This window comes from Candidatus Methylomirabilota bacterium (assembly GCA_027293415.1).
Taxonomy (GTDB): domain Bacteria; phylum Methylomirabilota; class Methylomirabilia; order Methylomirabilales; family CSP1-5; genus CSP1-5.
In genome coordinates this window covers 1-25,225 of record JAPUFX010000191.1, presented here as the reverse complement: position 1 = coordinate 25,225, position 25,225 = coordinate 1, and the positions used below count along the sequence as shown (strand labels likewise).

Annotated in this window: 27 protein-coding genes and 1 pseudogene; 13 read left to right on the top strand and 15 right to left on the bottom strand. The window is 58.5% G+C overall.

Annotated features, from left to right (window positions below):
- Positions 1-39 precede the first annotated feature (39 nt).
- Together O6929_13025 and O6929_13020 are read left to right on the top strand one after the other, a co-directional pair.
- Positions 40-399 (top strand): annotated as a pseudogene (locus tag O6929_13025) (DUF488 family protein).
- Between the two features lie 20 nt (positions 400-419).
- Positions 420-1,814, top strand: coding sequence for a mercuric reductase (locus tag O6929_13020; protein ID MCZ6481302.1), 1,395 nt, complete (start codon positions 420-422; stop codon positions 1,812-1,814).
- Between the two features lie 68 nt (positions 1,815-1,882).
- Here the strand turns inward: O6929_13020 and secA are convergent, their stop codons facing one another.
- The 3 genes from secA to O6929_13005 all read right to left on the bottom strand — a co-directional run bounded on the left by secA (position 1,883) and on the right by O6929_13005 (position 6,618).
- Positions 1,883-4,708: a preprotein translocase subunit SecA gene (gene secA, locus O6929_13015; protein ID MCZ6481301.1), complete on the bottom strand. Its 2,826-nt coding sequence runs from the start codon at positions 4,706-4,708 to the stop codon at positions 1,883-1,885.
- Positions 4,709-4,847: 139 nt separating this feature from the next.
- Positions 4,848-5,780, bottom strand: coding sequence for a M23 family metallopeptidase (locus O6929_13010; protein ID MCZ6481300.1), 933 nt, complete (start codon positions 5,778-5,780; stop codon positions 4,848-4,850).
- 301 nt (positions 5,781-6,081) lie between these two features.
- Positions 6,082-6,618: a septal ring lytic transglycosylase RlpA family protein gene (locus O6929_13005; GenBank protein MCZ6481299.1), complete on the bottom strand. Its 537-nt coding sequence runs from the start codon at positions 6,616-6,618 to the stop codon at positions 6,082-6,084.
- 626 nt (positions 6,619-7,244) lie between these two features.
- Between O6929_13005 and O6929_13000 the strand changes: the two genes are divergently transcribed.
- The 6 genes from O6929_13000 (at position 7,245) to O6929_12975 (ending at position 11,614) form a co-directional block, all read left to right on the top strand.
- Positions 7,245-7,790, top strand: coding sequence for a sigma-70 family RNA polymerase sigma factor (locus O6929_13000; GenBank protein ID MCZ6481298.1), 546 nt, complete (start codon positions 7,245-7,247; stop codon positions 7,788-7,790).
- Positions 7,791-7,798: 8 nt separating this feature from the next.
- Positions 7,799-8,317, top strand: coding sequence for a zf-HC2 domain-containing protein (locus tag O6929_12995; GenBank protein ID MCZ6481297.1), 519 nt, complete (start codon positions 7,799-7,801; stop codon positions 8,315-8,317).
- Position 8,318: 1 nt separating this feature from the next.
- Positions 8,319-8,573, top strand: coding sequence for a hypothetical protein (locus O6929_12990; GenBank protein MCZ6481296.1), 255 nt, complete (start codon positions 8,319-8,321; stop codon positions 8,571-8,573).
- Positions 8,570-9,340: a DUF3106 domain-containing protein gene (locus O6929_12985; GenBank protein ID MCZ6481295.1), complete on the top strand. Its 771-nt coding sequence runs from the start codon at positions 8,570-8,572 to the stop codon at positions 9,338-9,340. The genes O6929_12990 and O6929_12985 overlap by 4 nt, the downstream gene beginning before the upstream one ends.
- A gap of 230 nt (positions 9,341-9,570) precedes the next feature.
- On the top strand, positions 9,571-10,794 hold the full coding sequence (locus O6929_12980; protein ID MCZ6481294.1) for a TIGR00300 family protein: 1,224 nt from the start codon (positions 9,571-9,573) through the stop codon (positions 10,792-10,794).
- Positions 10,769-11,614, top strand: coding sequence for an arginine deiminase-related protein (locus tag O6929_12975; protein MCZ6481293.1), 846 nt, complete (start codon positions 10,769-10,771; stop codon positions 11,612-11,614). The genes O6929_12980 and O6929_12975 overlap by 26 nt, the downstream gene beginning before the upstream one ends.
- Positions 11,615-11,685: 71 nt before the next feature.
- On the opposite strand, the gene O6929_12970 is transcribed toward O6929_12975, so the two are convergent.
- Positions 11,686-12,303: a histone deacetylase gene (locus O6929_12970; GenBank protein ID MCZ6481292.1), complete on the bottom strand. Its 618-nt coding sequence runs from the start codon at positions 12,301-12,303 to the stop codon at positions 11,686-11,688.
- An 18-nt stretch (positions 12,304-12,321) separates the two neighbouring features.
- Entirely contained in the window at positions 12,322-12,525 is a 204-nt protein-coding gene (locus O6929_12965; protein ID MCZ6481291.1) for a hypothetical protein, read from the bottom strand.
- 378 nt (positions 12,526-12,903) lie between these two features.
- On the opposite strand from O6929_12965, the gene O6929_12960 reads away from it, so the two are divergent.
- The 3 genes from O6929_12960 to O6929_12950 all read left to right on the top strand — a co-directional run bounded on the left by O6929_12960 (position 12,904) and on the right by O6929_12950 (position 14,730).
- On the top strand, positions 12,904-13,554 hold the full coding sequence (locus O6929_12960; GenBank protein ID MCZ6481290.1) for a hypothetical protein: 651 nt from the start codon (positions 12,904-12,906) through the stop codon (positions 13,552-13,554).
- 15 nt (positions 13,555-13,569) lie between these two features.
- Entirely contained in the window at positions 13,570-13,959 is a 390-nt protein-coding gene (locus O6929_12955) for a hypothetical protein (GenBank protein MCZ6481289.1), read from the top strand.
- Between the two features lie 240 nt (positions 13,960-14,199).
- Entirely contained in the window at positions 14,200-14,730 is a 531-nt protein-coding gene (locus O6929_12950) for a prepilin-type N-terminal cleavage/methylation domain-containing protein (GenBank protein MCZ6481288.1), read from the top strand.
- A gap of 103 nt (positions 14,731-14,833) precedes the next feature.
- Here the strand turns inward: O6929_12950 and rtcA are convergent, their stop codons facing one another.
- Positions 14,834-15,853, bottom strand: coding sequence for an RNA 3'-terminal phosphate cyclase (gene rtcA / locus O6929_12945; GenBank protein ID MCZ6481287.1), 1,020 nt, complete (start codon positions 15,851-15,853; stop codon positions 14,834-14,836).
- A 56-nt stretch (positions 15,854-15,909) separates the two neighbouring features.
- Positions 15,910-16,302: a thioesterase family protein gene (locus tag O6929_12940; protein ID MCZ6481286.1), complete on the bottom strand. Its 393-nt coding sequence runs from the start codon at positions 16,300-16,302 to the stop codon at positions 15,910-15,912.
- A 192-nt stretch (positions 16,303-16,494) separates the two neighbouring features.
- Between O6929_12940 and O6929_12935 the strand changes: the two genes are divergently transcribed.
- On the top strand, positions 16,495-17,469 hold the full coding sequence (locus tag O6929_12935) for a D-glycerate dehydrogenase (GenBank protein MCZ6481285.1): 975 nt from the start codon (positions 16,495-16,497) through the stop codon (positions 17,467-17,469).
- Between the two features lie 144 nt (positions 17,470-17,613).
- Here the strand turns inward: O6929_12935 and O6929_12930 are convergent, their stop codons facing one another.
- Entirely contained in the window at positions 17,614-18,111 is a 498-nt protein-coding gene (locus O6929_12930) for a hypothetical protein (protein ID MCZ6481284.1), read from the bottom strand.
- Positions 18,112-18,207: 96 nt separating this feature from the next.
- Positions 18,208-19,191 carry a Gfo/Idh/MocA family oxidoreductase gene (locus O6929_12925; GenBank protein MCZ6481283.1) on the bottom strand — a complete coding sequence of 328 codons (984 nt, stop codon included), beginning with the start codon at positions 19,189-19,191 and terminating at the stop codon, positions 18,208-18,210.
- 83 nt (positions 19,192-19,274) lie between these two features.
- On the opposite strand from O6929_12925, the gene O6929_12920 reads away from it, so the two are divergent.
- Positions 19,275-19,823, top strand: coding sequence for an NUDIX hydrolase (locus O6929_12920; protein ID MCZ6481282.1), 549 nt, complete (start codon positions 19,275-19,277; stop codon positions 19,821-19,823).
- Positions 19,824-19,833: 10 nt separating this feature from the next.
- Here the strand turns inward: O6929_12920 and plsY are convergent, their stop codons facing one another.
- From plsY to O6929_12890, 6 genes are all read right to left on the bottom strand, one after another.
- The gene (plsY, locus tag O6929_12915) at positions 19,834-20,436 is read right to left on the bottom strand and encodes a glycerol-3-phosphate 1-O-acyltransferase PlsY (protein ID MCZ6481281.1); all 603 of its coding nucleotides are present in this window, start codon (positions 20,434-20,436) and stop codon (positions 19,834-19,836) included.
- A 1-nt stretch (position 20,437) separates the two neighbouring features.
- Positions 20,438-21,445 (bottom strand): NAD-dependent epimerase/dehydratase family protein, encoded by a 1,008-nt coding sequence (locus tag O6929_12910; GenBank protein ID MCZ6481280.1) that lies wholly within the window; start codon positions 21,443-21,445, stop codon positions 20,438-20,440.
- Between the two features lie 175 nt (positions 21,446-21,620).
- A complete protein-coding gene (locus O6929_12905; protein MCZ6481279.1) occupies positions 21,621-22,979 on the bottom strand; it encodes an aspartate aminotransferase family protein in 1,359 nt (452 codons plus the stop codon).
- A gap of 168 nt (positions 22,980-23,147) precedes the next feature.
- A complete protein-coding gene (locus tag O6929_12900; GenBank protein MCZ6481278.1) occupies positions 23,148-23,816 on the bottom strand; it encodes a hypothetical protein in 669 nt (222 codons plus the stop codon).
- 433 nt (positions 23,817-24,249) lie between these two features.
- The gene (locus O6929_12895) at positions 24,250-24,624 is read right to left on the bottom strand and encodes a hypothetical protein (protein ID MCZ6481277.1); all 375 of its coding nucleotides are present in this window, start codon (positions 24,622-24,624) and stop codon (positions 24,250-24,252) included.
- A gap of 105 nt (positions 24,625-24,729) precedes the next feature.
- On the bottom strand, positions 24,730-25,218 hold the full coding sequence (locus tag O6929_12890; GenBank protein MCZ6481276.1) for a cupin domain-containing protein: 489 nt from the start codon (positions 25,216-25,218) through the stop codon (positions 24,730-24,732).
- Positions 25,219-25,225 lie beyond the last annotated feature (7 nt).

Below are 25,225 nucleotides of genomic sequence, written 5' to 3'. Positions count from 1 at the left end.
GATCCCAGAATCTGCTAGCTCGAAAAAGGGGACCGGACCATGATCAGAGTGAAACGCGTTTACGACCCCCCGAGCTCGCGGGACGGCCGACGCTTCCTGGTGGACCGGCTGTGGCCGCGTGGCGTAAAACGGGATGCGTTGTCACTGGATGAATGGCTCTAGGATGTTGGCCCCAGCGATGCCCTACGCCGCTGGTTCGCCCATAAGCCCTCCCGATGGGACACCTTCCAGCGCCGCTACGCTGCCGAACTCGACCGCCGGCCCGACGTCTGGCGGCCCCTTCTCCAGGCGGCCCGCAAACGCACCGTGACCCTGCTCTATAGCGCCCGGAATACCGAGCACAATAACGCGGTAGCGCTCAAAAGCTACCTCGAGGCTAAGCTGAAGAAGGGTTCTTAAACAAAAGGAGGTGTGGGCTCATGGCAACGACGACAGAACGCTACGACGCAATTGTGATTGGCAGCGGTCAGGCCGGGAAACCGCTCGCCTTGAGCCTCGCGCAGGCCGGTCGTAAGACAGCCATTGTTGAACGCGAGCACGTGGGCGGGACCTGCGTCAACGTCGGCTGCACCCCGACCAAGACGATGGTAGCCAGTGGCCGAGTTGCGTATCTCGCACGACGGGCAGGAGACTATGGTGTCCGCCCGAACCCCGTGCAGGTGGAAATGGCCAAGGTGCGGCAGCGAAAGCAGGCCATCGTGGAAAGCTTCCGGAATTCCGGCCAGCGGCAGCTCGAAAAAACCGAAGGCGTGAACCTGTTGTTTGGTGAGGCGAGCTTCACCGGTCCGAAGACGGTCGCGGTGCGTATGAACAATGGAGGAACCCGTCAGCTGACCGCCGATACCATCTTTATCAACACCGGTGGACGGCCATCAAGCCCCCCCGTCCCTGGGCTCGACAGTGTCCCTACCCTAGATTCCACGTCGATTATGGAGCTCGACGTGCTGCCGGCCCACCTGCTCGTGCTAGGTGGAGGCTACATCGGCCTGGAATTCGGCCAGATGTTCCGACGCTTTGGCAGCGAGGTGACGGTCGTCCAGCGGGGTAAGCAATTGCTGGCGCGGGAAGACACCGATGTGGCCGAAGAAGTCGCCAATATTCTACGTGAGGACGGTGTCGAGATACTACTCGAAACACAAACGCTGCGCGCCGAGCAGGCAGACGGCGCGATCCGTCTCACGGTGCGCACGCAGACCGGAGAACGCACGCTCAGCGGATCACACCTTTTGGTGGCAGCTGGTCGGGTGCCGAACACCGATGCACTCAACCTGAGCGCAGCCGGGGTCAAGACGGACAAAGGTGGAATTGTACAGGTGAACGAGCGGTTGGAAACGAACGTACCGGGCATCTACGCGCTGGGCGATGTCAAGGGAGGTCCGGCCTTCACGCACATCTCCTACGATGACTTTCGCATTATTCGCACGAACCTTCTCGAAGGGGGTAACACCACCACGACCGGCCGCCTGGTGCCCTACACGGTCTACATCGACCCGCAACTGGGCCGTGTGGGGCTCAGCGAGACAGAGGCGCGCGCCACTGGTCGCCCCATCCGGGTAGCCAAGATGCCCATGGCCTATGTCGCGCGCGCCCTCGAAATGGACGAGCCGCGGGGCTTCATGAAAGCCATCGTCGACGCGGACACCAATCAGATCCTGGGATACACCGCCTTAGGTATCGAAGGCGGGGAGCTGATGTCGATGGTAGAGATCGCAATGATGGGTAAAGTCCCGTATACCACGCTGCGAGACGGGATATTTGCCCACCCCACCCTGGCGGAAGCGTTGAACAATCTCTTTGCATCCGTGGACGCGTGAAGGGATAGCCAGCCAACGAGGGAATAACTAAAGAAGGGGACTGGAAAAGGGCCTCGGATCCAAGCAGGTCAGGTGCCGCAACACTTCTTGTATTTTCTCCCGCTCCCGCAGGGGCAAGGCTCGTTTCGACCAATCTTGCCGCCAGCCTTGACAGCAGCCACGGGGGCCGGAAAAGGCTTAAGGGACTGCTTAGGGGCAGGACGGAGCGGTTCCTTGCGGGCCGGGGGCGTGCTTTGGCCGTCTCCTAAGAGGACCGCCTCTGCCTCGGAGGGGATCTCGGCCGTGAGCTCCCTGGCGCTCACCTGTAACCGGAATAGATACTGAACCGTCTGCCCCTTGACCCGATCGATCGTGGCATCAAAAAGTTCGAATCCTTCTCGCTTATACTCCACCAATGGATCCCGCTGACCGTAACCCCGCAGGCCGATGCCTTCCTTCAGATGATCCATACCTAGAAGATGGTCCTTCCACTGCGTATCCAGAACTTGGAGCATGATCATCCGCTCCAGGTACCGGAGCATTTCCGCCCCAAGCTCCTGTTCCCTCTTGTCATATGTCGCACGGACCTTATCCGATAGGTCCCCCACCAACTTGCCGAACGTGAGCTCCGGGAGGTCATCAGCCGGGACCGCAAACTCTACCCCGAATTGTCGGTACATCGCCTCGGACAGTCCTGCGAGATTCCAGTCCTCGGGGTAGGAATCCTCGTGGGCATACAGACCCACCATGGACTCCAGGACCTCGTCGGCCATCTCTAGCATCGCCTCCTTGAGATTTTCCCCCTCCAGGATCTTCCTTCGTTCGCCATAGATGATCTGGCGCTGGCGGCTCATGACATCATCGTATTCGAGGAGGTGCTTGCGGATTTCAAAGTTGTGCGCCTCCACCCGCTTCTGGGCTGTCTCGATGGCCTTGGTAACCATGCCATGCTCTATGACCTCTCCCTCCTGCATACCTAGCTTTCCCATGATCCGTTGGAGTTTTTCGCCCCCAAAGATTCGCAAAAGATCATCTTCCAGGGAAAGATAAAAACGGGAAGAACCCGGGTCACCTTGCCGGCCTGACCGGCCTCGAAGCTGGTTATCGATCCGCCGTGCCTCATGTCGTTCGGTGCTCAGAATGTGGAGCCCCCCTAACTGTACCACGCGTTCGTGTTCGGCGTTGCAGAGGGGACGAACTTTGGCCAGGCACCTGGCATACGCCTCAGGGTCGATGGCGGTATCCAAGAGCCCGTACTGCTGCATTCGCTTGGCCTCCTCCAGTGCCGTCCTCAGCTCCTGGGGATCCACGTCTTCTGGGATCTCCTCGCGCCCGATCACATCCTTGGCAAGGGAGTGGGGATGGCCGCCCAACAGGATGTCTGTTCCCCGGCCGGCCATGTTGGTCGCGATGGTCACCGCCTTGTATCGACCGGCCTGCGCAACGATCTCCGCCTCTCGCTCGTGGTACTTGGCATTCAAGACCTGGTGCGGCACGCCCCGCCGCTTCAAGAGGGCCGAGAACTTTTCTGACTTTTCAACAGAGGTGGTTCCCACCAAGACCGGCTGGCCTTTCTCGCACAACTCAGCGATCTCATCGACGACGGCCTCATACTTTTCTCGTTCGGTCCCATAGATCATGTCGGGGTAATTCGTCCGCAGGAGAAACCTGTTAGGGGGGATGACCACCACATCCAGGTCATAGATCTCGGCAAACTCGGCCGCCTCGGTGTCGGCGGTTCCCGTCATTCCGGCTAATTTGTCGTACATACGGAAATAGTTCTGGAAGGTGATCGTAGCCAGGGTCTGATTCTCCCGCTCGATCTTGACCTTCTCTTTGGCCTCGACCGCCTGGTGAAGCCCATCGGACCACCGCCGACCCGGCATCAGGCGACCGGTGAACTCGTCGACGATGATCACCTGACCATCCTTGACCATGTAGTCTACGTCCCGCTGGAACAGGCTGTGCGCTTTCAGGGCCTGCTGCAAGTGGTGGAGGGTGTCAATGTTGCTGGGGTCGTACAGGTTGGAAACTCCCAACATACGCTCGACCTTGGCCACCCCTTCCTCGGTGACGGTGACCGTCTTGGCCTTCTCGTCAACAATGTAATCTCCCTCCCGGGCCGCCTCGATCTCTGCCAGCTTCCCCTCGGTAATGGTCGCAGCCCGCTTGAGGCGGGGAATGACCCGGTCGATCTGGTAATAGAGGTCGGTCGACTCTTCAGTCGGGCCAGAGATGATCAAGGGAGTCCGGGCCTCGTCAATCAGAATTGAATCCACCTCGTCCACGATGGCGTAATGCAGCACCCGCTGGGCCATATCCTCCACGGAAAACTTCATGTTGTCCCGAAGGTAGTCAAAGCCGAACTCATTATTGGTCCCATACATGATGTCCGCCGCATACGCCTGCCGCCGGTCCGTATCATTCATATCGTGCTGGATTAGACCAACGCTCAGGCCCAGCAACTGATAGATCCCGCCCATCCACTGGCTATCGCGTTTTGCCAGGTAATCGTTTACCGTGACGATATGGACACCGCGACCCTGCAACGCATTCAGGTAGGCCGGCAGGGTCGACACGAGGGTCTTTCCCTCGCCGGTGGCCATTTCGGCGATCTTCCCTTGGTGAAGCACAGCCCCACCGACGAGCTGGACGTCGAAATGGCGCATGTTCAGAACACGACGGGCCGCCTCCCGGACGGTCGCAAACGCCTCGGGGAGAATCTCGTCAAGTGTCGCCCCCCGCTCGAGCCTTTCCTTGAACTCGGCGGTCTTGGCCCGAAGCGCCGCGTCCGAAAGCTGCTTAAGGTCCGGTTCCAGCTCATTGACACGAACCACGAGAGGCTCGAGTCGTCTCAGCTCCCGCTCGTTCTTGGACGGGATGACCTTACTGATCACTGTGTTCCAGAGTGCCATACCTTTTCCTTCCATACAGCTAGACTATCTTTAAGCTAACACACTACATCTACCTCATCAACTCCCAAGGGACCGGGCAAAAAAAACCCCCCGAAACTCTCGGGGGGAATTCTTCCGCAATCTGCGGCGGTGCGTGCGCTTAACTCCCGCGAATCGCGCTCTGCCGCCGCTTATCATCGATAATGTAGTTCAGCGGGTTCACCGGGTTGTCTTTGACAAGGACCTCGTAGTGGACGTGCGAGCCCGTGCTGTAGCCGGTGTTCCCCACGAGGGCAATCACCCTCCCCCGCTTCACGCGGTCGCCCTTCTTAACTTTATTCTTCTTATTGTGGCCGTAAAATGTCTTGAAGCCGAAGCCATGAGTGATAACGATGGCCCGTCCGTACCCCGCCAGGCGTCCCGAATATGTAACCACCCCGTCGGCCGAGGCGATGATCGGCGTCCCCATCTGAGCGGCAACGTCGATGCCGGTATGTCGCTGGCGCCGACCCGTGAATGGAGACTTGCGGGGACCGAACCGGGAGCTGACATAGCCTCGCGTCGGCCAGATGGAGGGGGTCGCGGCCAACCGGTCCTTCTGCTCCGTGAGATAGTCGGTGAGACTCTTGAGGCTCTCGGCCCGGAGGGCAACCTCGCGCTCCATCCGCAGCAGGTCCTGATACAGCTGGTCCACGAGCAGTGCTTGCTGCTCGGCCATTTTCCCCTCGCGGATGGCCTCCTCGACCTTTAGGTTCCCGCCTCCGACTGCGGCCCCGTCTTCACCCTCTGCCTCCTCTATCCCCGCCAGCTGACGGATCTGGTGGTCAAAGGCCCGCAGCTGCTTCAGCTCTTCCTGCACCAACGTGAGCTTCTGACTCACGACCCGCTGTGTCTCGACGGTTTTGCGCAGCTGCTGCAGCTCGCTTTCCTTGACCTGGACAGTCAAGTACTGCACCACGACATAGGCGATGGCCAAGATGGCAAGGCCTCCACACAGGAGAATCGCCTGCAATCCGCGATGGCTGAGATGTATCTTTCGGGTTCGGGAAGGGGGATCGCCTAGGATCAGGATGCTATATCGCCGCTGCGCCATCGTTTACCTCCAGTCGCGGGAACCTTAAGACGGCTCCAGGGCAGCTAGCTGCGTACTCCTTGAGATCCTCAGTCTGAGACTCTCACTCGCTCCCGATCAAAGTGTGCAAGGTTGATGCCGAATGTTGGCAATTCGAAAGGATGGGCTGTCTTAGGGACCGGGAAAGAAACAAGATTTCAAAGCAAGCTACATGACACTCAAAAAGGTGTCAATAAGTTTCTGTATTTCTAGATTTGTGTTAGGAAGTTACATACAATACATTAAGTGTTACATGAAGTTAATATTGGACTTTTGGCGGGTATTACTCGTCAATCAGGATAACCGTATAGCCATGGGTAGCTACCTCGAGCGCAACACGCTTCGCCCCCTCCCGGTTGTCAAAGTTTCCCACCCGGACCCGATAATATGTCTGTCCGTCTACGTTGATTTTGCTGATGTAGGCCTCGGAAGTGACCGCATCGAGACGGGTTTTCAGCGTGACCGCATTCTGTTCTGCCAAAAACGATCCCACTTGAATCGTATAGGCCTTCGGACCTGTAACGAGGCGCGTGCCGGGAACCTGGAGAGGCCAGACACTGACCCAGGCAAGCCCCTGCTTCACCATGCCGAGGGCTCGTGCCGCCGCGTACGAGAGGTCGATAATTCGACCCACCACAAAGGGCCCCCGATCGTTCACCCGAACCCGGATCGACCGGCCGTTCTCCAGGTTCGTGACCTGCACCCACGAGCCGAGCGGAAGCGTTCGATGCGCGGCGCTGATCTCGTGCATATCGAAGACTTCCCCACTCGCCGTTGGGCGCCCATGAAACTTGGGTCCATACCAGGAGGCAACCCCCACCTGTGCCCCGGGATGTTGTGGCCGGACAGGAGGGCCGGCACAAGCCGCTACGAAGATAACGACAAGCAGGCCCCATGCTCGGCCGAGAAGGACGAGCCTCCAAAGAGGAGAACTGCTCCAATGTCTCAATACGTTATCCTCCCACAATCCAAATTGCTTCCACTGTACTGGCCCTCCCCTTGCGTGTCAAGGCGACGAGGCAGCATGCGTTTCGCCCTGCGTGCTTTGCAAGCAGCGTATACGTCTTTTTTACTTATCAGCTATGACACCGACTAGAGTTTCCTCTGCTCGTTGCATGTGTTGAACTCTACACAGTGAAAAAACTGTCACGTGGAGACTTGATGCGATGAAAAAGTTGCACCCCTGGACGGGATACCATACGGTTTAATCGGCCCAGCCTCCGGAAGGAGTATACCCCCAAATCCTCCAATGTCCGATCCTCCCAAAAAACGAAATCGCCCCCACGTGAGTGGCCCCCCCTTGCGCGTCAAGGCGAGCGTCACTAATGTGGGTTATACTTTGCAAAGGCTACGCCGCAGGGATATTTTCGCATTTAACTATTCCTCCTCCTCCAGCGTCTAAACGGTGAAGGGGGAGGTGATGAGGTCGATCGGAGGTTAAGCGAGGTGAAAGAGGCGGATCTTGCCCTGATTACGCGACTCCAACAGGGTGACCAGTCAGCCTTTGACACCCTGGTCCGCCAGCACCAAAAGGCCCTTTTCCGGTTGGCCTACCGGATGACACGGAATGCAGACGATGCGAAGGATATTTCCCAAGAAGCCTTTCTCCGTGCCTACCGGGGACTCGAGGCCTTCGATGGACGCTCCAGTCTCTCGACGTGGCTCTATCGGATTACGGTGAACCTGTGCTTGAGCCACCTGAAACAACATCGTGCCGCGGGCGAGGGAGCAATGCCCGAGAACTACGCTGACCCCTCCGCCCGACCCCTGGAGGATTTACAGGAGCGGGAGCGACTTCGGGCTCTTAGCGAGGCCGTCGCGGCCTTGCCGCCGCAACAGCAGGCGACCCTACTGCTCCGCGTACATCATGGCCTCCCATACCGGGAGATTGCTGAAATCATGGAGAGCCCCGAAGGGACAGTGCGAGTAAACTACTTTCACGCGGTGGCGAAGCTGAGAACTCAACTTAAAGATCTTCGAGACGATGTGTGAGGGCGATGATGGAATGTGACGCCTGCCGAAGCAAGCTTCTTGAGTATCTGGACGGGGATCTGACCGGACCGGCGCAAGGTGAACTCGAAGTCCATCTCACCCAGTGTCCTGGATGCCGAGAAGAGCTGCAGGGTCTTCAGGACACACTGTCCCTCATTGCGAGGATGCCAGCACCCGAGCCTCCTGAGGCATTCTGGCAGCAATATCTCCGGGAACTCCGGCAGAGAGTGGCGGCACCATCGTGGCCGGCCCGACTCCAGCAGTGGCTAGCAGGCTTCACGCGTCGACCAATTCCGGCCCTGGCGGTGGGGATCGCTCTGATGCTCGTGGCCTTCCTCACCTGGAACACCCTCATCGTACAACCGCCGGCACCGCCGGTCGCGTCTCTGGATTTGACCGAACAACTGGCGTTGAGCCAAGACCTTGACCTGCTTCAAGAGATGGATTTGCTCGAATCGCTCGAACTGCTCGAAGACTGGGACGTGATTGAGTCGAGGGACATCCCGGATCGCCAAAGGGCGGCCTGAGATGCCTCGGGTGTGGAAGGTACTGCTCCTTCTGGGATTGATGGCAGCGTGCACGGGGGAGGTCAGTTGGGGCGAACCAGTGAGACCGACTTCCAAGGAGGAGCAACGGGAAGAAGATGAGATGCTCGAGGACCTCGAGATCGTGAAGGAGTTGGAGATGCTTCAAACGTTCCAGATACTTCAAGAAATGGAGATCCTGGGAGAGCTGGAATCCTTCCAGCCGTCGCAGCCCGAGCAAGGGGAGGGGACTCAATGAGACGAATCATAGTATCGCTGCTGAGCTGCGTGCTCCTCTTGCCAGCCGTGATATCTAGCTGGGCCCAGGACCGCCAACCCCGGGGACCATATCCTCAGTCCTTCGCCCAATCGCAGGCCGCCTCGCCAAAGGGATCCCGAAAGGAAGAGCTTCGACGGTGGTGGCAAAGTCTTTCTCCCGAGGAACAGCAACGACTGAGAAATCTTCGCGAGCAATGGCAGACCCTCTCCCCAAAGCAGAAGCAAGCCATGCGAAAGCGCCTGGAAGCCTTCCGACGGCTTTCGCCACAGGAACAGAAGCGGCTCCGTCAAAACCTCCGGCGGTGGCAGCAACTGACTCCGAAGGAGCGGAAGCGTCTCCGAAAGCGACACCACCGTTGGCAGGAGCTTCCCCCGGAAAAGCGCCAAGCCTTGCGGGAACGCTACCGCAAGTTCCGTAATCTTCCTCCCGAGAAGCGCGAGCGCATGCGCGAGCGCTGGAAGCAGTTCCAGCAGCTCCCTCCCGAAGAACGCCAGCGTCTACGCCGCGAATGGAAAGAGCGGCGGCGAAAGTTCCAACAGCTGCCTCCCGAGGAGCGCCAGCGCCTTCGGCGAGAGTGGCAAGAGCGGCGGCACCGCCTCGAGCAGCTCCCCCCCGAAGAGCGTCAGCGCCTTCGGCGAGAGCGAAAGAAAGGGTACCTTCACGGGCCCGGGCGCGACCGGCACATGACTCCTCAAGGCCAAGTACACACTTTTCCTCGACGGCCGCAGTCCTCACGCGCTCGCTAACGCACCGTGAAGATCATCCGCGACCGATCTCATCTCCTTGCACTGCCGCCACTGATTTCTCTCTCCCTCCTTTCCCTCCGCGCTCGATTGAAAGAGGCTTCTTTGCGGCCGGCCGCCTTGGCGCTATACTTGCAATAATGCGGCGCCAGGCGATTGGGAAACGCATGTGGCGGTTTGAGTCTCGCGCGCCGCAAGACCTGAATAGATAGACCCTCCATCGAGAACAATATATGGTCTCTGAAATCGTAGAGGTTAGTGGACACATTATCGATTCATTGATCCTCCCGAAGATTCTCGACGAGATTATCGATCTCGACGGGAACTTCGAGATTCTCGAGATTGCCATCGGCAAGCGCAAGACTGATCCCTCGACAACCCGCCTGAGGGTCAGTGCAGCCTCAGAGCAAAAGCTCCAGGTCATCCTGAAACGCCTCGCCCGGTTGGGAGCCACCCCGCTCACCCTCCGGGAGGTCGAGCTGGTCCGCACACGCCAAGACGGGGTTTTCCCTTCCCAGTTTTACTCCACGACCAATTTGCCTACCTTCGTCCGGTATCAGGAGCGCTGGCGACCGGTACAGAACATCGAAATGGACTGTGGCATTGTGATCGATCCCCATACTTCTCGCGCCTCCTGTGTGCCCATGGTCCACGTCAAGAAAGGGGATCATGTGGTCTGTGGCACAGCCGGCGTCCGGGTCACCCCACTCGAGCGGTCCCGGCACAAGGATGTGTTTCAATTCATGGGAAGTGCCGTTTCCTCAGAAAAGCCGAAGGCTCTCCTCATCGAAGGGGTGGCCAGGGCGATGCGGTCCACAAGGCGCGCGGGGCAAAAGATCCTTGTTGTCGGAGGACCAGCAATCGTGCATACCGGGGGCGGCCCGTACCTGGAGAGACTCATTGAGGCCAAGTACGTCGATGTGCTCTTTGGTGGAAACGGTCTGGCGACCCATGACATCGAATCGGCGCTCTATGGCACGTCGCTCGGCACCTCACTCGATCGAAAGGCCGCCGCCCGGGATGCCCACGAACACCATATGCGGGCCATCAACACCATACGCGCCTGTGGAGGCATCCGCCAGGCGGTGCGTCAGGGCGTCCTGACCAAGGGCATCATGCATGCGTGCGTCAGGCACCGCATACCGTTCGTCCTGGCCGGGTCCATCAGAGACGATGGCCCCCTCCCCGATGTCATCACCGATGTGATGACAGCCCAGGACGAAATGCGCCACCACCTGAAAGGGGTTGGCCTAGCCCTTATGATCGCCTCCACCCTTCATGCGATCGCTACGGGGAACCTCCTTCGGGCAACGGTCAAGACCATCTGCATAGACATCAATCCGGCAGTCGTGACCAAGCTTGCGGATCGAGGAACCTTTCAAGGAATTGGCATCGTATCTGATGCGGCCTCTTTCCTGCGAGAACTCTGCCATGATCTCAAACTACCCCGACGGTAAGCCCGCGATGTCCCTCCCATCGCTGGCTCTCCTGATGTGTCGCCCCAGCCATTACACCGTCGCGTACGAGATCAATCCCTGGATGAAAGTCACCAGACAGGTACACCAGCCGGTGGCCGCGCGACAATGGCAAGCCCTGTACGACCTGCTGACCCGAGCTCTTCGCGTACCTGTCCGGCTCCTCAGGCCCGTCAAGGGCTTACCAGACCTGGTCTTCACGGCGAATGCGGGCCTTCTCGCCGGAAAGGCATTCATTCGCACGAACTTCCGCCATCCCGAACGCCAAGGAGAAGAGGTGATTTTCGAGCGATACTTTCGGCGGCGAGGCTATCGAGTGGTCACACTCCCTCGACAGTTCAACTTCGAAGGTGAAGGCGATGCATTATGGGTAGGCGACACGTTGTTCCTTGGCTTTCGCTTCCGCACCGATGCCACAGTTCACGAGCACCTATCAAAGATCCTGCATCGTCGCATCCTGCCGCTCGAGCTCGTCGACAAGCGCTTCTACCATCTCGATACCTGCTTCTGTCCACTCGACGCGACGTCGGTTCTCTGGTATCCCGGGGCGTTTGACCGTTACGGTTGGAAGGCGATCGAGACCCATGTCCCAGATCCGGTGCCTGTTTCCACGGCCGATGCCCTCAGATTCTGTTGCAATGCCCTTGTGATCGATCGCGCGGTGATCCTCCACGGCGGCGTGTCGAAGCCACTGCGCAAGGAGCTCGAACGGCGGGGCTTTGACCTCTACGAGCTGAACCTTTCCGAATTTCTCAAAGCGGGGGGATCGGCGAAATGCCTCGTCCTTCGGATGACTCGCTAAGTGTGCCGGGCGACCAAGGGAATCGCCATTGGCAGCAAAAACTCTTGTGGTGTTAAAAGGCCACTCGGCAATTATCCGTTGGCCAATCGGTAGATCACCTGGGGGATGATGAGGGTGGCCAGGTCGGTCCGTGAGCCTCCTCCTAACACGGTGAGCAGCCTGCCGCCGGAGGCCTCCCGGGCCGCTGCAACCATAAAATCGGCGAGTCCCACGAAGGCCCGAAGGGAGAGCCCCATATCTCCGTAGTCCCCCTGGTGCCCGTCGAAGCCGAAGTACCAGATGGTGAGGTCCGGACGAAACGCACGGACCCTCGAGGCAAAGGCGGCCTCCGCGATCTTCAGATACGATTCGTCTGGGTCACGACTCCCCCAGGGGACGGGAACATCCACTTTGGTGCCGTCTGGAGAAACATAATTCATCCCGCAGATGCAGACGTGCAGGACATCGGGGTCCCCCTGGAAAATATCTCTTGTCCCATCGCCATGGTGGGCATCGGTATCCAGGATGGCAAACCGGTGAGTTCCATAGCTTTTCCGGAGGTGGTCAACGGCAATGGCCACATCGTTGAAGCAGCAGTATCCGCCGAAAAAGTTCCGTCCGGCATGGTGCCCCCCAGCTCCGATGAAGGCAAAGGCCCGATCGACTTCCCCAAGGCAAATCTTCTGCGCCGCCTCCACCACGCCTCCCACGGAGGCCCTGGCGGTGCTTCAGAGAGGGTCCGCCTCCACTTCCGGGATCAAATCGGGGGTGTGGACCTGAAGAATGAGCGAGTCAGGAACCTCGGGACAGCGGTAGAGGCGGAACCGGTCATCCCGCAAAAGGTCATCGAGCGCAGCGGGGAAATCGGCCAACCGGCGACCGACGGTCAGGTAGCTCCGCCGGCTGAAGCTTTCATGATAAAGTATGCCCACCTTAGGTCTGTTCATGGTTTAGGGTTCATGTCTCAGGGTTACGGGATTAAAGCGTACCCATAGGTCCGTTCATGGTTTACGGTTCATGGTTTACAGACGGCCGGATTTTTCTCCTTCAACTATGAACCATGAACTCTGAACCAACACTGGGGTCTACCAGGGGAATCCCTGGAAGTCAAGAATTTCCGCCGTCTCTCTCTCGCAGATGGAACGACGGTATGGCGAGCTTAGTTGTGTTTCTATTGCGTGGACTTGTACGGTGAGAACAGACCTTGACAAAATTACACGTAAAGGTATGCAAAAGGCAAAGGACCATGAGGAATAAATGGTAAAATCTTCAGCATGGCACTGAAATGTGATAACCATACGGGGGGATCAATGAGCAAACAACAGACGGAAATGCTCGTGCAACGCTTAGACCGCTTGGAGCGGGAAACCCGTCTCTTGAAGAGGACCGGAGTTGCAGCCCTGGCTGCGATCGCCGCCGTGATGCTGATGGGGCAGGTTCTCCCGAGTAAGGTGGCAAAGCTGGTCGAGGCAGAAAGGTTCCTCGTCCGGGATACGGCCGGGAACCCTCGCGCTTGGCTCGGTTTCTTGCCAGACGGCTCACCGGGCCTAAACCTCATCGATAAGGATGGCAATATCCGCATGACGGTGGGGATGACGCCGCAGGATACCCCAAGCCTAAACTTATACGACAAGGCTCAAAGAAACCGTGCAGTGCTGGCAACAATACGCGACGGCTCGCCTGCCCTTGTCTTATTCAACAAGGCAGGCGAACACCAAGTCTTGCTAGGCAGTGAGTTTCCTCTGGGTGGGGCCCAGGCTCGACCTGCGTCTTCGCTACTATTCTTTGACAAGGACGGGAAGATCCGCACGAGTCTAATCGTGGAGAGCACAGGTGTAGCAGGCCTGCGCATACACGATGAAAACAGCAAGGTCCGTACAGCTCTGACTGTAACGCACGACGGCTCAGCAATCCTCGGCTTTTTGGACAAGGACGGGAAGGTCACCTGGAAGGCACCATAGAGAAAGGAGGAGGTGATGAACGAGAAGGTCGAAACACTGGAGCCGAAAAATCGGGTATTGGGGCGGAGGGGCCTTTTGGAGCTGCTTGGAATCGCCGCCGCCAGACTGACGACCGTCCGCAGGTCCGTCCCTGCGATTCCCAGCCGAGAGCATATACATATCGATCTACAGCAACATGAGGCCCTCCGTCGGCTCGCCTCCGAACGCCAGACCACAGTCAGCGCCCTTGTCGGGACCGCCATCCAAGATTGGCTGGCACGGGAAACCAAGCAACCAAAGCGCAAGACCCCAACGAGGGAAGCACCACGGCGGACGTCGCCACGACAACGAAAAGAAACGAAGAAAGAACGAAGCAAAGTTGACAAACCCGCTGCGACGGCCGGATCGGGTGAAACGCAAGCGTAGTGAGTCCCGGTCGCGCAGCATCATCCCGCCTGCCGTATAACCGGCCGTCCCTCCTCCGAGGACAATCCTGCCAGTAATCTGTCACTTGAAGGTTCAGAGCGGTCTATAACCACTTGAAAATAAAACACTTATTAGTTGGCACACCTCTTGTCCCTTCACCTCGAAGGAATCCCCCAGCTGACTTGCACGCAGGATCCACCTCAGTGCCCGTGCGGTCGTTCAGGGGTGAGGGGTATTTCGGTGCATACACATTGCTCGGACAAACGCACACATGCACGGCTACCTGTACTGCAATGGTCTCACGATAGGTCGCCAGCCGAGAAAGCATGTTGTCGCGGTTTTACCCTCATCGAGTTGTTGATCGTCATTGCGATAATCTTCACGCTTGTCGCCATCGGAACTCCTATCTACGGGACCGCCCTCGAGAAGGCGAAAGTCGCAAGGGCCATCGGGGACATCCGCACGATAAGTAGCGAGATCGGCACTTATCAGTTGTTCAACAAGAACTTGCCGCTTAGCCTTGCCGACGTGGGAAAGGAAAACGTTCTGGACCCCTACGGAAACCCCTATGAATATCTGAACTTCTCCACCGAAAAGGGAAAGGGGAACTTTCGGAAGGACCGGTTTCTGGTCCCGATAAATTCCGACTACGACCTGTACAGCAAAGGAAAAGATGGAGACAGTGTGACTGCTCTCACGGCCGCAAAGAGTTGTAATGATATCATTCGCGCCAATGACGGAGGATTCATAGGTCTGGCATCAGAGTACTGACTCAAATACAGATCATAAAGGTTGATCCGAGCTTCCTCTCCAGGCTACAGAATCAAAGAGTCTTATCGTGTACGGTCGTCGGTCGTCGGTCAACGCTGATCGCTCATCCCGCCGTCACGACGCCTGGCTCCCCGAGCCCCCCATCGACCCTCACGCGACCCGGGAGAAATTGCTCTATCACCCAACGGTTAGTGAGGAGATGCTCCGTCACTGCCGATGTAGCGAGCGAGGAGGAACCAGAGGCAATGGCCATCGGGAGCAGAAGCTGATCGGCCAGGTACGGATCAGCCACCCCTACTCCCTCGAGGTAGGCGATAACCCGGTCGCAGGCCTCATCCGCCACGCGCTCTGCCGGCTTTCCCCTTTCCCCGAGGCTGCTAAATCCGGCCCGCACCCCCTCACACTCCACCAGCAGAAAAAGGATCGTCCCTGGATTTCGCGCTTCCACCTGGCAGATCTCGATCCGACAGGGCGTCTCGAGCGGCCTAAGGCGCGAGAGGGCGCGGTCCCGCTGTCGCTCGGCAACGGTCACAGGGACCCCTGCCACTGCAGAGAGGCCCACGATCTCTACGAGTCGCCCTCGCCGGCTTAGGATCAGGGGATGCAGGCTCGACGGCTGGACCCTTCCCTCGACCAAGCCCCCGCCTTTCGGGTAGAAACCCCATCGCTGCAGCGTGAGCGATGCTCGAAGCCCCATGCCTTCGAGGACAGGCAGTAGAACTTGCTCGATATAGGGAAACGGAGGGCTCCAGGGAACGTGGGTTCCTCCGGTAATGGAGATGCGGGAAGCTGCTGGCGCCAAGGCCAGAGGGATCAGGATCGTCTGCAAGACCAACGAGATGGCCCCGGCTGTGCCCACGTCCCACCGATACTCCCCCGCAGCAATTCGGGCAGGAGCGAACCGGAGCGAAACGGAGCCAACCGCCACCCCCTCCACCTCGGCCGCCGCGATCTCAGCCAGGGCCCTAGCGCCCGCCAGGTGTTGGGCCTGAAGTCCCGGGTTCCTCCGTCGGGCCCGGATCTTCTCGATCAGCACCGGACGATCGAGCACGGCACTCAAGGCCAGGGCGGTCCGGAGGATTTGGCCTCCCCCTTCCCCGTACGAGCCGTCGATGGTCAGCATCTTCCTGTGAGAGAGGGAAAATAGAGATCCACGATGACGATCTCGGGAGGCGCGCGCTATCCTTTTGCCTTTTCGGCGACCTTTTGCAGGAAGCGGCTCTTATTAACGATGAAACGTTCGTGGGTGCACTCGCTGATCTTCTCTTTCTCGTCGAAAGCCTCAATGGCGAAGACGAGCTTCCGCTCGTCGATCTCCTTCAAAGTGGCCGTCACCTTGACCGTCATGCCGACGGGAGTGGCGACGAGATGTTTCAGATCAATCCGTACCCCGAGAGTGATCATCCCGGGGTCCAGCTGATCCTGCACCGCGAGTACCGCTGCTTCCTCGGTCCACTCGCAGAGGATGGGGGTGGTGAAGACATCGACCCCTGGGTTCCCATGCGTGTCGGCGGAATGTTCTTGATCAACACGCCGCTCGATGGTGTAGGTCGCCCCCACCTGCAGTGCCATGTGTTCCTCCCCTCATCACGATCAGACCTTCGAACCACGCAGCCCGTTTCTACCACCCACCCTGAGACCTGTCAACCGCCAAGGCGCACAAGAAGATCCTAACGCCTTGACAAGCAGTGAGTGACCTCTTAGATTGTGGGCGGCTCCACGGCCGCAACCGTGTTTTCCCGTCCAAAAGAGGAGGAACCCTCCGTGAAACCGAAAGTATTGGTCACGCGCATACTTCCCCAAGTGGCCTTGGATTACGTAGCGCAACATTGTGATGCCGAGCTGAACCGGCGTGACATTCGCTATACTAAAAAGCAGCTCATCCAGCGCTTACAGGGCAAGGTGGGCATGATCTGCCTCCTTACGGACACCATCGACGCCGAGGTCCTCGGCAGCAACCCCGACCTCAAGGTCGTCAGCAACGTCGCCGTCGGGTACGACAACATCGACGTGCACGCGGCGACCAAATATGGGGTGTTAGTTACCAACACCCCGGGAGTCCTTACCGAGTCCACCGCCGACTTCACCTGGACCCTCCTGATGGCTACCGCCCGCCGTCTGGTGGAAGCGGACCGGTTTGTTCGGACCGGAAAATGGAAAGAGTGGATGCTCATGGGATTTCTGGGACGCGACCTGTATAGAAAGACATTGGGAATCTGTGGGTTGGGACGGATCGGTACAGCCGTGGCGCGGCGAGCTCAAGGCTTTAACATGCGGATCCTGTACACCCAGCGCCACCGGGATGAGGCAAAGGAATCAGCGCTCAGGGCCACGTACGTGGACAAAATGACCATTCTCAGGGAATCAGACTTCGTGATCCTCCTGCTCCCCCTGACCCCCGAGACCCGTTACTATATCAGAGCAAAAGACCTTCAGATGATGAAGGAGACCGCAATCCTCGTTAACGCAGCCCGGGGACCCATTGTGGATGAGAAGGCGCTCGTGAACGCGCTCAAGGCCGGGAAGATTGCCGGCGCCGGGCTTGACGTCTTTGAGCGGGAACCTAAGGTCGAGCGGGGACTCCTGCGCCTCCGGAACGTGGTCTTGGCCCCGCACATCGCAAGTGCCTCAATGGAGACCCGGACAACAATGGCCTGCATGGCCGCGGAAAATTGTGCGGCCGGTGTCTCCGGTCGGCGGCCGCCCAATCCGGTCAACCCTGAAGTGCTTAATGGATAGTTCAAAACCTAGAGTCAGGGTCCAGAGTTTACAGTTAGGCAATCAGTCACCAGCGGTCAGCATTAATGCCCTATGCTGGTCCGTGTTCTTGGTAACGGCCGACAGCTGACTGCTTACGGCTATCTCATCATTGCCGACGGCTGCCTAGTCGAGGGGAACGCGGACGGTCAAGCTGATCGGCTGCCCGTCGTCATGATAACCCAAGAAAGTCGAGGTCTCGACCCCGGTGACGCCTGGCTTACTCTGCGGGTCCGAAGAGGCCAGTCGTGCCTGGAGTAAAACCTGCTGCTCTCCCCCCGCCTCCACTCGAAGATTCAGGGGTTGGTCCCCGGGCCAGCTCTCTCCCAAGAGATTCTGCAGGGTAATACGCAGGCGCACCAGGGTGATCCCAGTATCGGTCGGATTGGCGATCTTGACCTGGTACTCCCACAAGAAGCCTCCCGTGGCAGGCGGCGCCAGTTCTCGGGACATCAGCGGACGCTTCTGCATTCCGGTCACTGTTACAACCAGTGGCCCGGCCCCTTTCACCTCGACCTCCGCAGGCTTTACGACAGAATGGATCTCTTTCGGAGGTGCACACCGAAGACTCAGGAGAGCGAGAAACAAAGTGAGCCCGAAAAACTTGAACGCGAGGTGTCTCATGTGTATCCTCCTCAAGATTAACTCCTTATGAAGAGATCTCTTCCGCCTTCCCCCGTCACTGTCCCCTGGCCAGCCGCCCGCCTCGACCCGAGAAGATCACGGTGATCGTTCGTCGGTCGCAACGGAAACTCCGGTGGCTGCGGACCGGCGGCATGCATCAACGGCCGCCAGTGCCCTGAGCCCGTCGCCAAGCGACACCGGAGGTGGGATGTTATCCGTCAACCATGTGACAAAGCTTTTCAGACACGCGAGGACTGTCGGGACGGGCGGAGGGAGCGGCAGCGGATGTGTCTCCCGCCCCTGAATGCGATGGAGAGAGTGGTGGATGTGGTCCCCGGCCAAGATCCCGTATTCTCCGATCACCTCGATCCGGCCGATCCTTCCTAAGGTGGTCCGGAGATTGGTGACGACGGCCTGCAGTGGCCCAGGTTTCATCTCGAGAATGGCGCTGAACCCGTCCTCCGTTTTCCGCGTAAAGCGGGCATAGGACTTACAGTACACCTGAACTACCTCGGCACCAGTCAAAAAGCGGAGGAGATCAAAGCCGTGAACGCCGGTGTGCAGGATGATGCCACCCCGCTCCGCTTCGTCCAGCCATGCCAGGGGCGAGGGCTCAAAGTGTTGCTCAATGAGAATGGAATGAAGAGCTCCCAGCACAGGCAGATGACTCTTGAGAGTCTGAACCACACTATCGAACCGCAACGTCTGGGCCACCAATCCCTTGACGTTTCCCCCCTGTGCTTCCTTCAGAATCCTCTGCGCGTCAGTCAGGGTGTGGGCCAACGGCTTTTCCACCACAAAAGAGAGCCCTCGACGCACCGCCGCCGCGCAGATCTCCGCGTTGAGATCGGGGGGGACCACAACGGCCACCGCATCCAGTCGCTCATCCGAGAGCAGGTCGCGATAGTCGGCATAGAAGGCTATGTCTTTCGCCTCGGCAAACTCCTGCCCCGCCCGCGTATCCTGTCGGCAGACAGCAACAAGCTCTGCCTCAGGGAGATCATCGAGCAAATGACGGGCGTACCGCGACCCATGCCGGCCGAGCCCGATCAATCCGAATCGGATCCGCTTCCCCGTCATCATCCCTCCACGGGAGGAACGGGATAGTCTGAAACGCTTGGCTTGGATACAATCGGGGAGTCCTCAAGCGATAGGAGGGAACGATGAGACTCCGAGAAGAAATCCTCGAACGACGAGTCGTGTATGCGGGAAGCTATCTGACGGCACATCAGGTTCTGGTCCGGCTGCCCGACGGCAACACGACCACACGCGATATCGTCCAACCGCCGGATGCCGTGGCGGTGGTCCCCCTCGATGGCGTTGGCAACATCTATCTCGTGCGCCAGTACCGACCCGCTATCGGCCGGATCCTCTACGAGCTCCCGGCCGGTATTATCGACCATGGCGAGTCCCCTCTTAGGACAGCCCGGCGCGAGTGCGAAGAGGAGATCGGCATGCGCCCCAAGCGCCTCAAGAAGCTCTGTACAGCCTACCACGCCACTGGCTTCTCCACGGGATGTGTCCATATCTACGTGGCCACGGGGCTTACTCCGGTTAGGCGCAAGTCGTCTGGTGCACAGGAATTCGTCGAGCCGGTCCGCCTCTCGTTCGCGCGGGCCTTTCGGATGGCCCTGGCGAACCGGATCGTAGACGCTCAAAGCTTCATCGGCCTCTTGTGGGCCAAGCGCCTCCTCAAGCTGGGTGACCTCTGACATAAAGGCACTAGGGCCCTCGCTGGCCCACCCGATGCTCCGTCCCGGCAAAGATGCGTTTGATGTTGTCCTGATGGCGGATAAAGATGAGGAGAGCAGCCACGAGTGAGAAAACGAAATACGGACCGAACCCGGTGGAGAGAAAGATGACGGCGGGAATACAGACGCTGGCGGTCATGGCAGCCAGCGACGTGTAGCGAAAGACCAGGAGGATGGCAATCCAGACCAGGAGTCCGAAGAGTGCGGGGAGCGGGGTCATGGCGACGAGAACTCCGAAGGAGGTAGCCACGCCCTTTCCCCCGGTGAATCGGAGATAGATCGACCAGTTATGACCGAGCACCGCCGCCATGCCGACACCGGCCACCAAAAATTCTGACCCCCCCAAGAGGAGGGCCGCCAGGACAGGGAGAAATCCCTTGAGTAGATCGCCGACTAGGGTGAGGGCTGCGGCCCTCTTCCCCATGATCCGTAAGACATTGGCAGTTCCGATATTGCCGCTTCCGTGCTGCCGAATGTCCATGCGCCCCACGGCCCGGGAGATGAGTAGACCAAAGGGGATAGATCCGATCAGGTAGGCGATAAAGACGAGGCTCAGGTCCTGAAGCCCGGGCATTTTATATCCTCTCTGAAGCGAGACCTGGCAGCGGGTGTTTCACATGTCCCGCCTGCGCATACCAGGCGACGGTCCGGGTCACCATCTCGTGCAACGGGGTAAATGAGATTTCGAGCTCCCGTTCCGCCTTGGAATTGTCATACCTTCCTCCGTGGAGGATGGTTCGGGCCAGCTCCCGGCAGAACCTTGGCCGGTGCCCGCTCAGTCGACCACACCATTCCATGCCGGTACCAAGGGCAAGAGCCACCCCGCGGCCCACTTGCCAGGGGCGCCTGCGAAACCCGGTTACCTTCTCCATAGTCTGCAAAAGTTCACCCGTGGTCACCGATGCGCCGTTCAGCAGGTACCGTTCCCCTTCCCTTCCTCGCTCTGCGGCCTTCAGATGGGCTTCAACGCAGTCATCAATATAGAGAAAGCTGAACCAGTTTCCACAGACAAAGGGTAACCGTCCGTTTAAATAATCCAGAAAAACACGGGCGGTTCCGTGCAGGCGGCCTGGCCCTTGGACCGACGAGGGGTTAAGAACCACCACGGGAAGGCCCTGACTCGCGAGGGCCAAGGCGACCTGCTCGGCCTCGTATTTCGCCTGTTCGTAGTGGGAGAGAAAGTAGCCCCGATGTGGGGTCGCCTCCTGCGCGACCTGGCCGGGCGGTTCGCCGATTGTCACGGCTGAACTGGTGTAGACGATTCTCTTTACACCCACCTCGCCCGCTGCCTGCAAGAGGGCTCGGGTTCCCTCAACGTTTATCTCATACAGGGGTCGAACATCAGCCAAGCAGAAAGCATTGAACCCGGCGGCGTGAATCAGAAGATCACAACCCCGCAGGGCATCCCGATAGGTGCCAGGACTTAGCAGATCTCCGAGGACTGGATGGGCTCCTTTGGCCGAGACACCACGGGCCGCCTCCTCCCGCCGGATCAGGGTCAGCACCCGCTGCCCTTCCCTGAGCATGCGATCGAGGATCGCACCCCCGATAAAGCCCGTGGCACCCGTAAGAAAGACAACCATTCTCATACCTCAACATTCAAAACATTAACAGAGCACGGCACCCGAGGCAACGCGAAAACCTGCCCTGGTCAGCGGACCTCCAGCCCTGAAGATTCCCAAGGCGACCCCGTCAGAGCGGTGACATCGGACCAGTCGTGGAAGGCGGAGAGCTACGAGCAGGGACTACTCGAAGGACTTACGCGAGCCCCTCTGCCTGAAGCATCTGAACCGCTTTTTCGAAGGCTTCAACGGTGAGGGCAATGTCCTCTTCGTTATGGACAGCCGAGATCCACCCGTGGATGGGGGGAATGTCCACCCCGTTAAGGATCATCGCCGCACGCAGCTTGTGGTGGAGTTTCATATTGTGGGATTGGAGGACCTGAGGATCTGTACGGGCCGAAAGATCGGCAGCGCTAAGGCCAAGCCGCGCGGGACCAATGAAATAGTTAAAGACTGACCCTTCTCCGTAGACCAGGATATCGGCACCCGTCTTCGCGACCGCCTCCTTCATGCCTTCGCGCAAGATATCACCCACCCGGTTGACCCGCCGCTGGGACTCCCCATCTTTGATCCGCTCAAGGGTGGCGATACCCGCCGCCGCCGTCAACGGATTCGCATTAAAGGTCCCTGCATGGGCGACTCGCTGGTGACGGTCCCATTCGCTCTCACCCCGAAAGGCAAGAAGATCCATGATCTCTGCCCGGCCGGCCACCGCCCCTCCTGGCATTCCTCCCGCCAGGATCTTCGCCAGCGACGTGAGGTCGGGCGTCACGCCGTAGTACTCCTGGGCGCCACCCGGTGCAAAGCGAAAACCGGAGATCACCTCGTCAAAGATCAGAACCACTCCACTGTTTCTCGTAACCTCCCTGAGGTCCTTGAGAAACGTCGGATCGGTGGGAATGGTTCCCGAGGTTCCTCCCGCGGGCTCGAGGATGACCGTCCCGACTTCTTCCTTCAAAGCCTCTTCCAACGCGTCGATGTCGTTGGGGGGACAGAGGAGCACCTGAGCCAATGCCTCTTCAGGAACCCCACGAGACACCGGCGTCCTGTATGGAGGTCTCACTCCGACCGTGGCATAGTCGTGCCAGCCGTGGAAGTGTCCCTCGAACTTCAAGATCTTACTCTTCCCGGAATATGCTCGGGCGAGTCGAAGGGCAAGCTGGGTGGACTCGGTCCCCGAACCGGTGAACCGGACCCGCCCGGCAGAGGGAACCATTTCCTGGACCAGCTCGGCCCAGCGAATTTCCAACGGATGGCAACCCCCCAGATGGGTTCCCTTGTCCAACTGGGTTTTTACGGCGCGCACCACCTCGGGATGTAGATGACCGAGGAAGAGTGCCCCGTGCCCCATCCAGTAGTCAATCAGTTCCTGTCCATCCACCGCCCATTTCCGGGTCCCCTTGGCCCGCTCAATGTACACGGGGAAGGGAGCGAAGTGCCGGATGTCATGGGTGATGCCGCCGGGGATGAGCTGCCGCGCCCGCTCAAAGAGCTTGTAGGAGGTGGCATGCGCGTTCAGATACAGGGTGTCAATTCTGGAAGACTCGTGCGTCACGGAATTTCCCTTGGTTTTCTTCCTTCTGTGCTCCATCGACCCAAAAAAAGCAGTATCTGGAGACCGTAACATACGGGGCATACCCTGTCAACGAACCCCCAGCATTCAGGGTGACCCTCTACCGGGACCGGAATTCAACTTTCACTTTCGACGTCACCGCCTAGAAATCTACTCCGACGGCTTCTCATCGATTCGCCAGGCCCGTGCCTCTTCCTTACAATGCCTGTCCTCGGGCACATGGTCTGGCGCCACGGGAGCCTCCAGGACGTGCGTCCGCTTCTGACGGGCGAGGTCAAGCTTGCCGAGTCTTGCATACGCCTTGGCCAAATAGAACTGATTGCATAACAGCATGGGAGCGGTCTGGACGGCCTCTTCAAGGAATCTTTCCGCTTCTTGCGGATTCGGTAAGGGCTTTTCCAGATGGTACCGTCCAAGGGCCAGGTAGGCTCCTCCACCACCAAACGCCGGATCGAGTCGGAGCACACTTTGCATCTCACGTCGAAAATCGCCTACCAGAGACACCTTGCGCGGCAACAGCCAGGGCCAAAATGCAAGCGCTTCAGCGAGCGCTCCGGAGTTCGCACCCAGCCAGAAGTGCCCACCTGCCTCGTTCGGCTCTATGGAGATAGCTTTCTTCGCCAGTTCCATCCCCGTTTCGAAATGATCTTTCTTCACCCCGCCGGACGACTCGTGTCTTCCGATCCAAAAGTACACCCGCGAAAGCTTCCAATGTGCGTTATAATTTTCGGAATCTACGTCTATGAGCTTCTCCAAAAGATCCGCCGCTTTCTTTGCTTGGCCAATACTCGCTCTTTTGGCCCAGTACTGTTCCGCCATTTCAGCAAGCTCCGTTTGACTCTGAGCGAAGACCGAATTTGCAATGAAAAGAAGAGCGAAGGCTATAACCGAAAATAACTTCCGTATGCCTGTCATTCCTTGACCTTGAAAGTGCGTTTGTTTCCTCTTCCACACGTTGCAGATGGGATCGGTGAAGCCGTTCCGGCGTATCATGAGCATTCAGTATAAGGGCGGTGTCGGAGAAGCGCTTCTGATCCTGTAAATCTACGACGAACGATCCACGGGGGGGGAGATCGCTGCTCAGGAGGACGTCGATATAGATGTAGCAGTGGTGATATGGGCCGGTTGTCACGGTTCTAAACAGGACCGGTCTTCATCCTGGGCGAGAATATAGCCTGCCGACGGCTACCGCGTTGGATGATATGCCCGCTCAGCGGAGATAATGATTTGTCTTGTGTTCATGCAGCCGGAGTTATTGTGCAGGCTTGCCCGTCTCCGCCTCAAGGCGACGGATCGCTTCCTGGTAGCGATCATCTTTCTCCGGCGGTGGCAGCTTTCGGATGCGTAAGGCCACCCGCCTACTTGAATCGGCCATCACCTGAACATAATCGCCTACCTGTAGCTTACGCATATTCTCCGTACCAGGGACCTGGAGAGTCCACGTCGAGTCGCCAATCTGGTACTCCCAGAGAGTGATCTCCCGGGACTGTCGATCGATCCGCTGGATCAAACCAAGCATTATAACGTTCCGGCCCCTTTGGGCCAAAGCGATCGGTGCGATCAACAATGTGACACATAGCGAGATAAAAACCGTCGAGCTGATGATCCTGCCAGCTTCCGCGCGCATTGCCACAGCTCCTTAATTTGTCTTACGATTGATCGCCCCTGCACCAGCAACGATTTCAAGGGCACATCTCTTAGCCCTTAAGCATGCCTGGCTGGATTCCACGTGTCAAGGGAGGTGAGGGAGTGTGAGAGCAACGATGAGATCTCGGAACTCAGGATAAGATGCCACCAACACGTCCCTTTGGCCAGACTCGTAGTCGGAAAATTCAAACCCGGGCGACATCGTCGTACCTAACAGGGCAAACCTTCCGCCGGGGCAAAGCCTTGATCCTTGCCATACGCCTCTCGGGACGATGACTTGTGGACTCATCCCCTTCAGGATCTCGGGACCGAGTATAAGAATCTTACCCGACCCATCAGGCGATAGCTGAAGCATCTCGACCGGGTCACCTACATAAAAGTGGAAAATCTCGTCCGTCGAAAGTCGATGCATAGCCGAGAAAGCATCGGGTGTCAGCAGGTAATATATCGCAGTCGCAAAGGACCGAGGACCATCATAGCGATCCGGAAGTGCCTCGGTTGGAATACGTTCATTAGATCTGTATGTCTCTACGTAGTATCCACCTTCTTCTGGATGCAGCGTGAGATTCAGCAAAGACTTT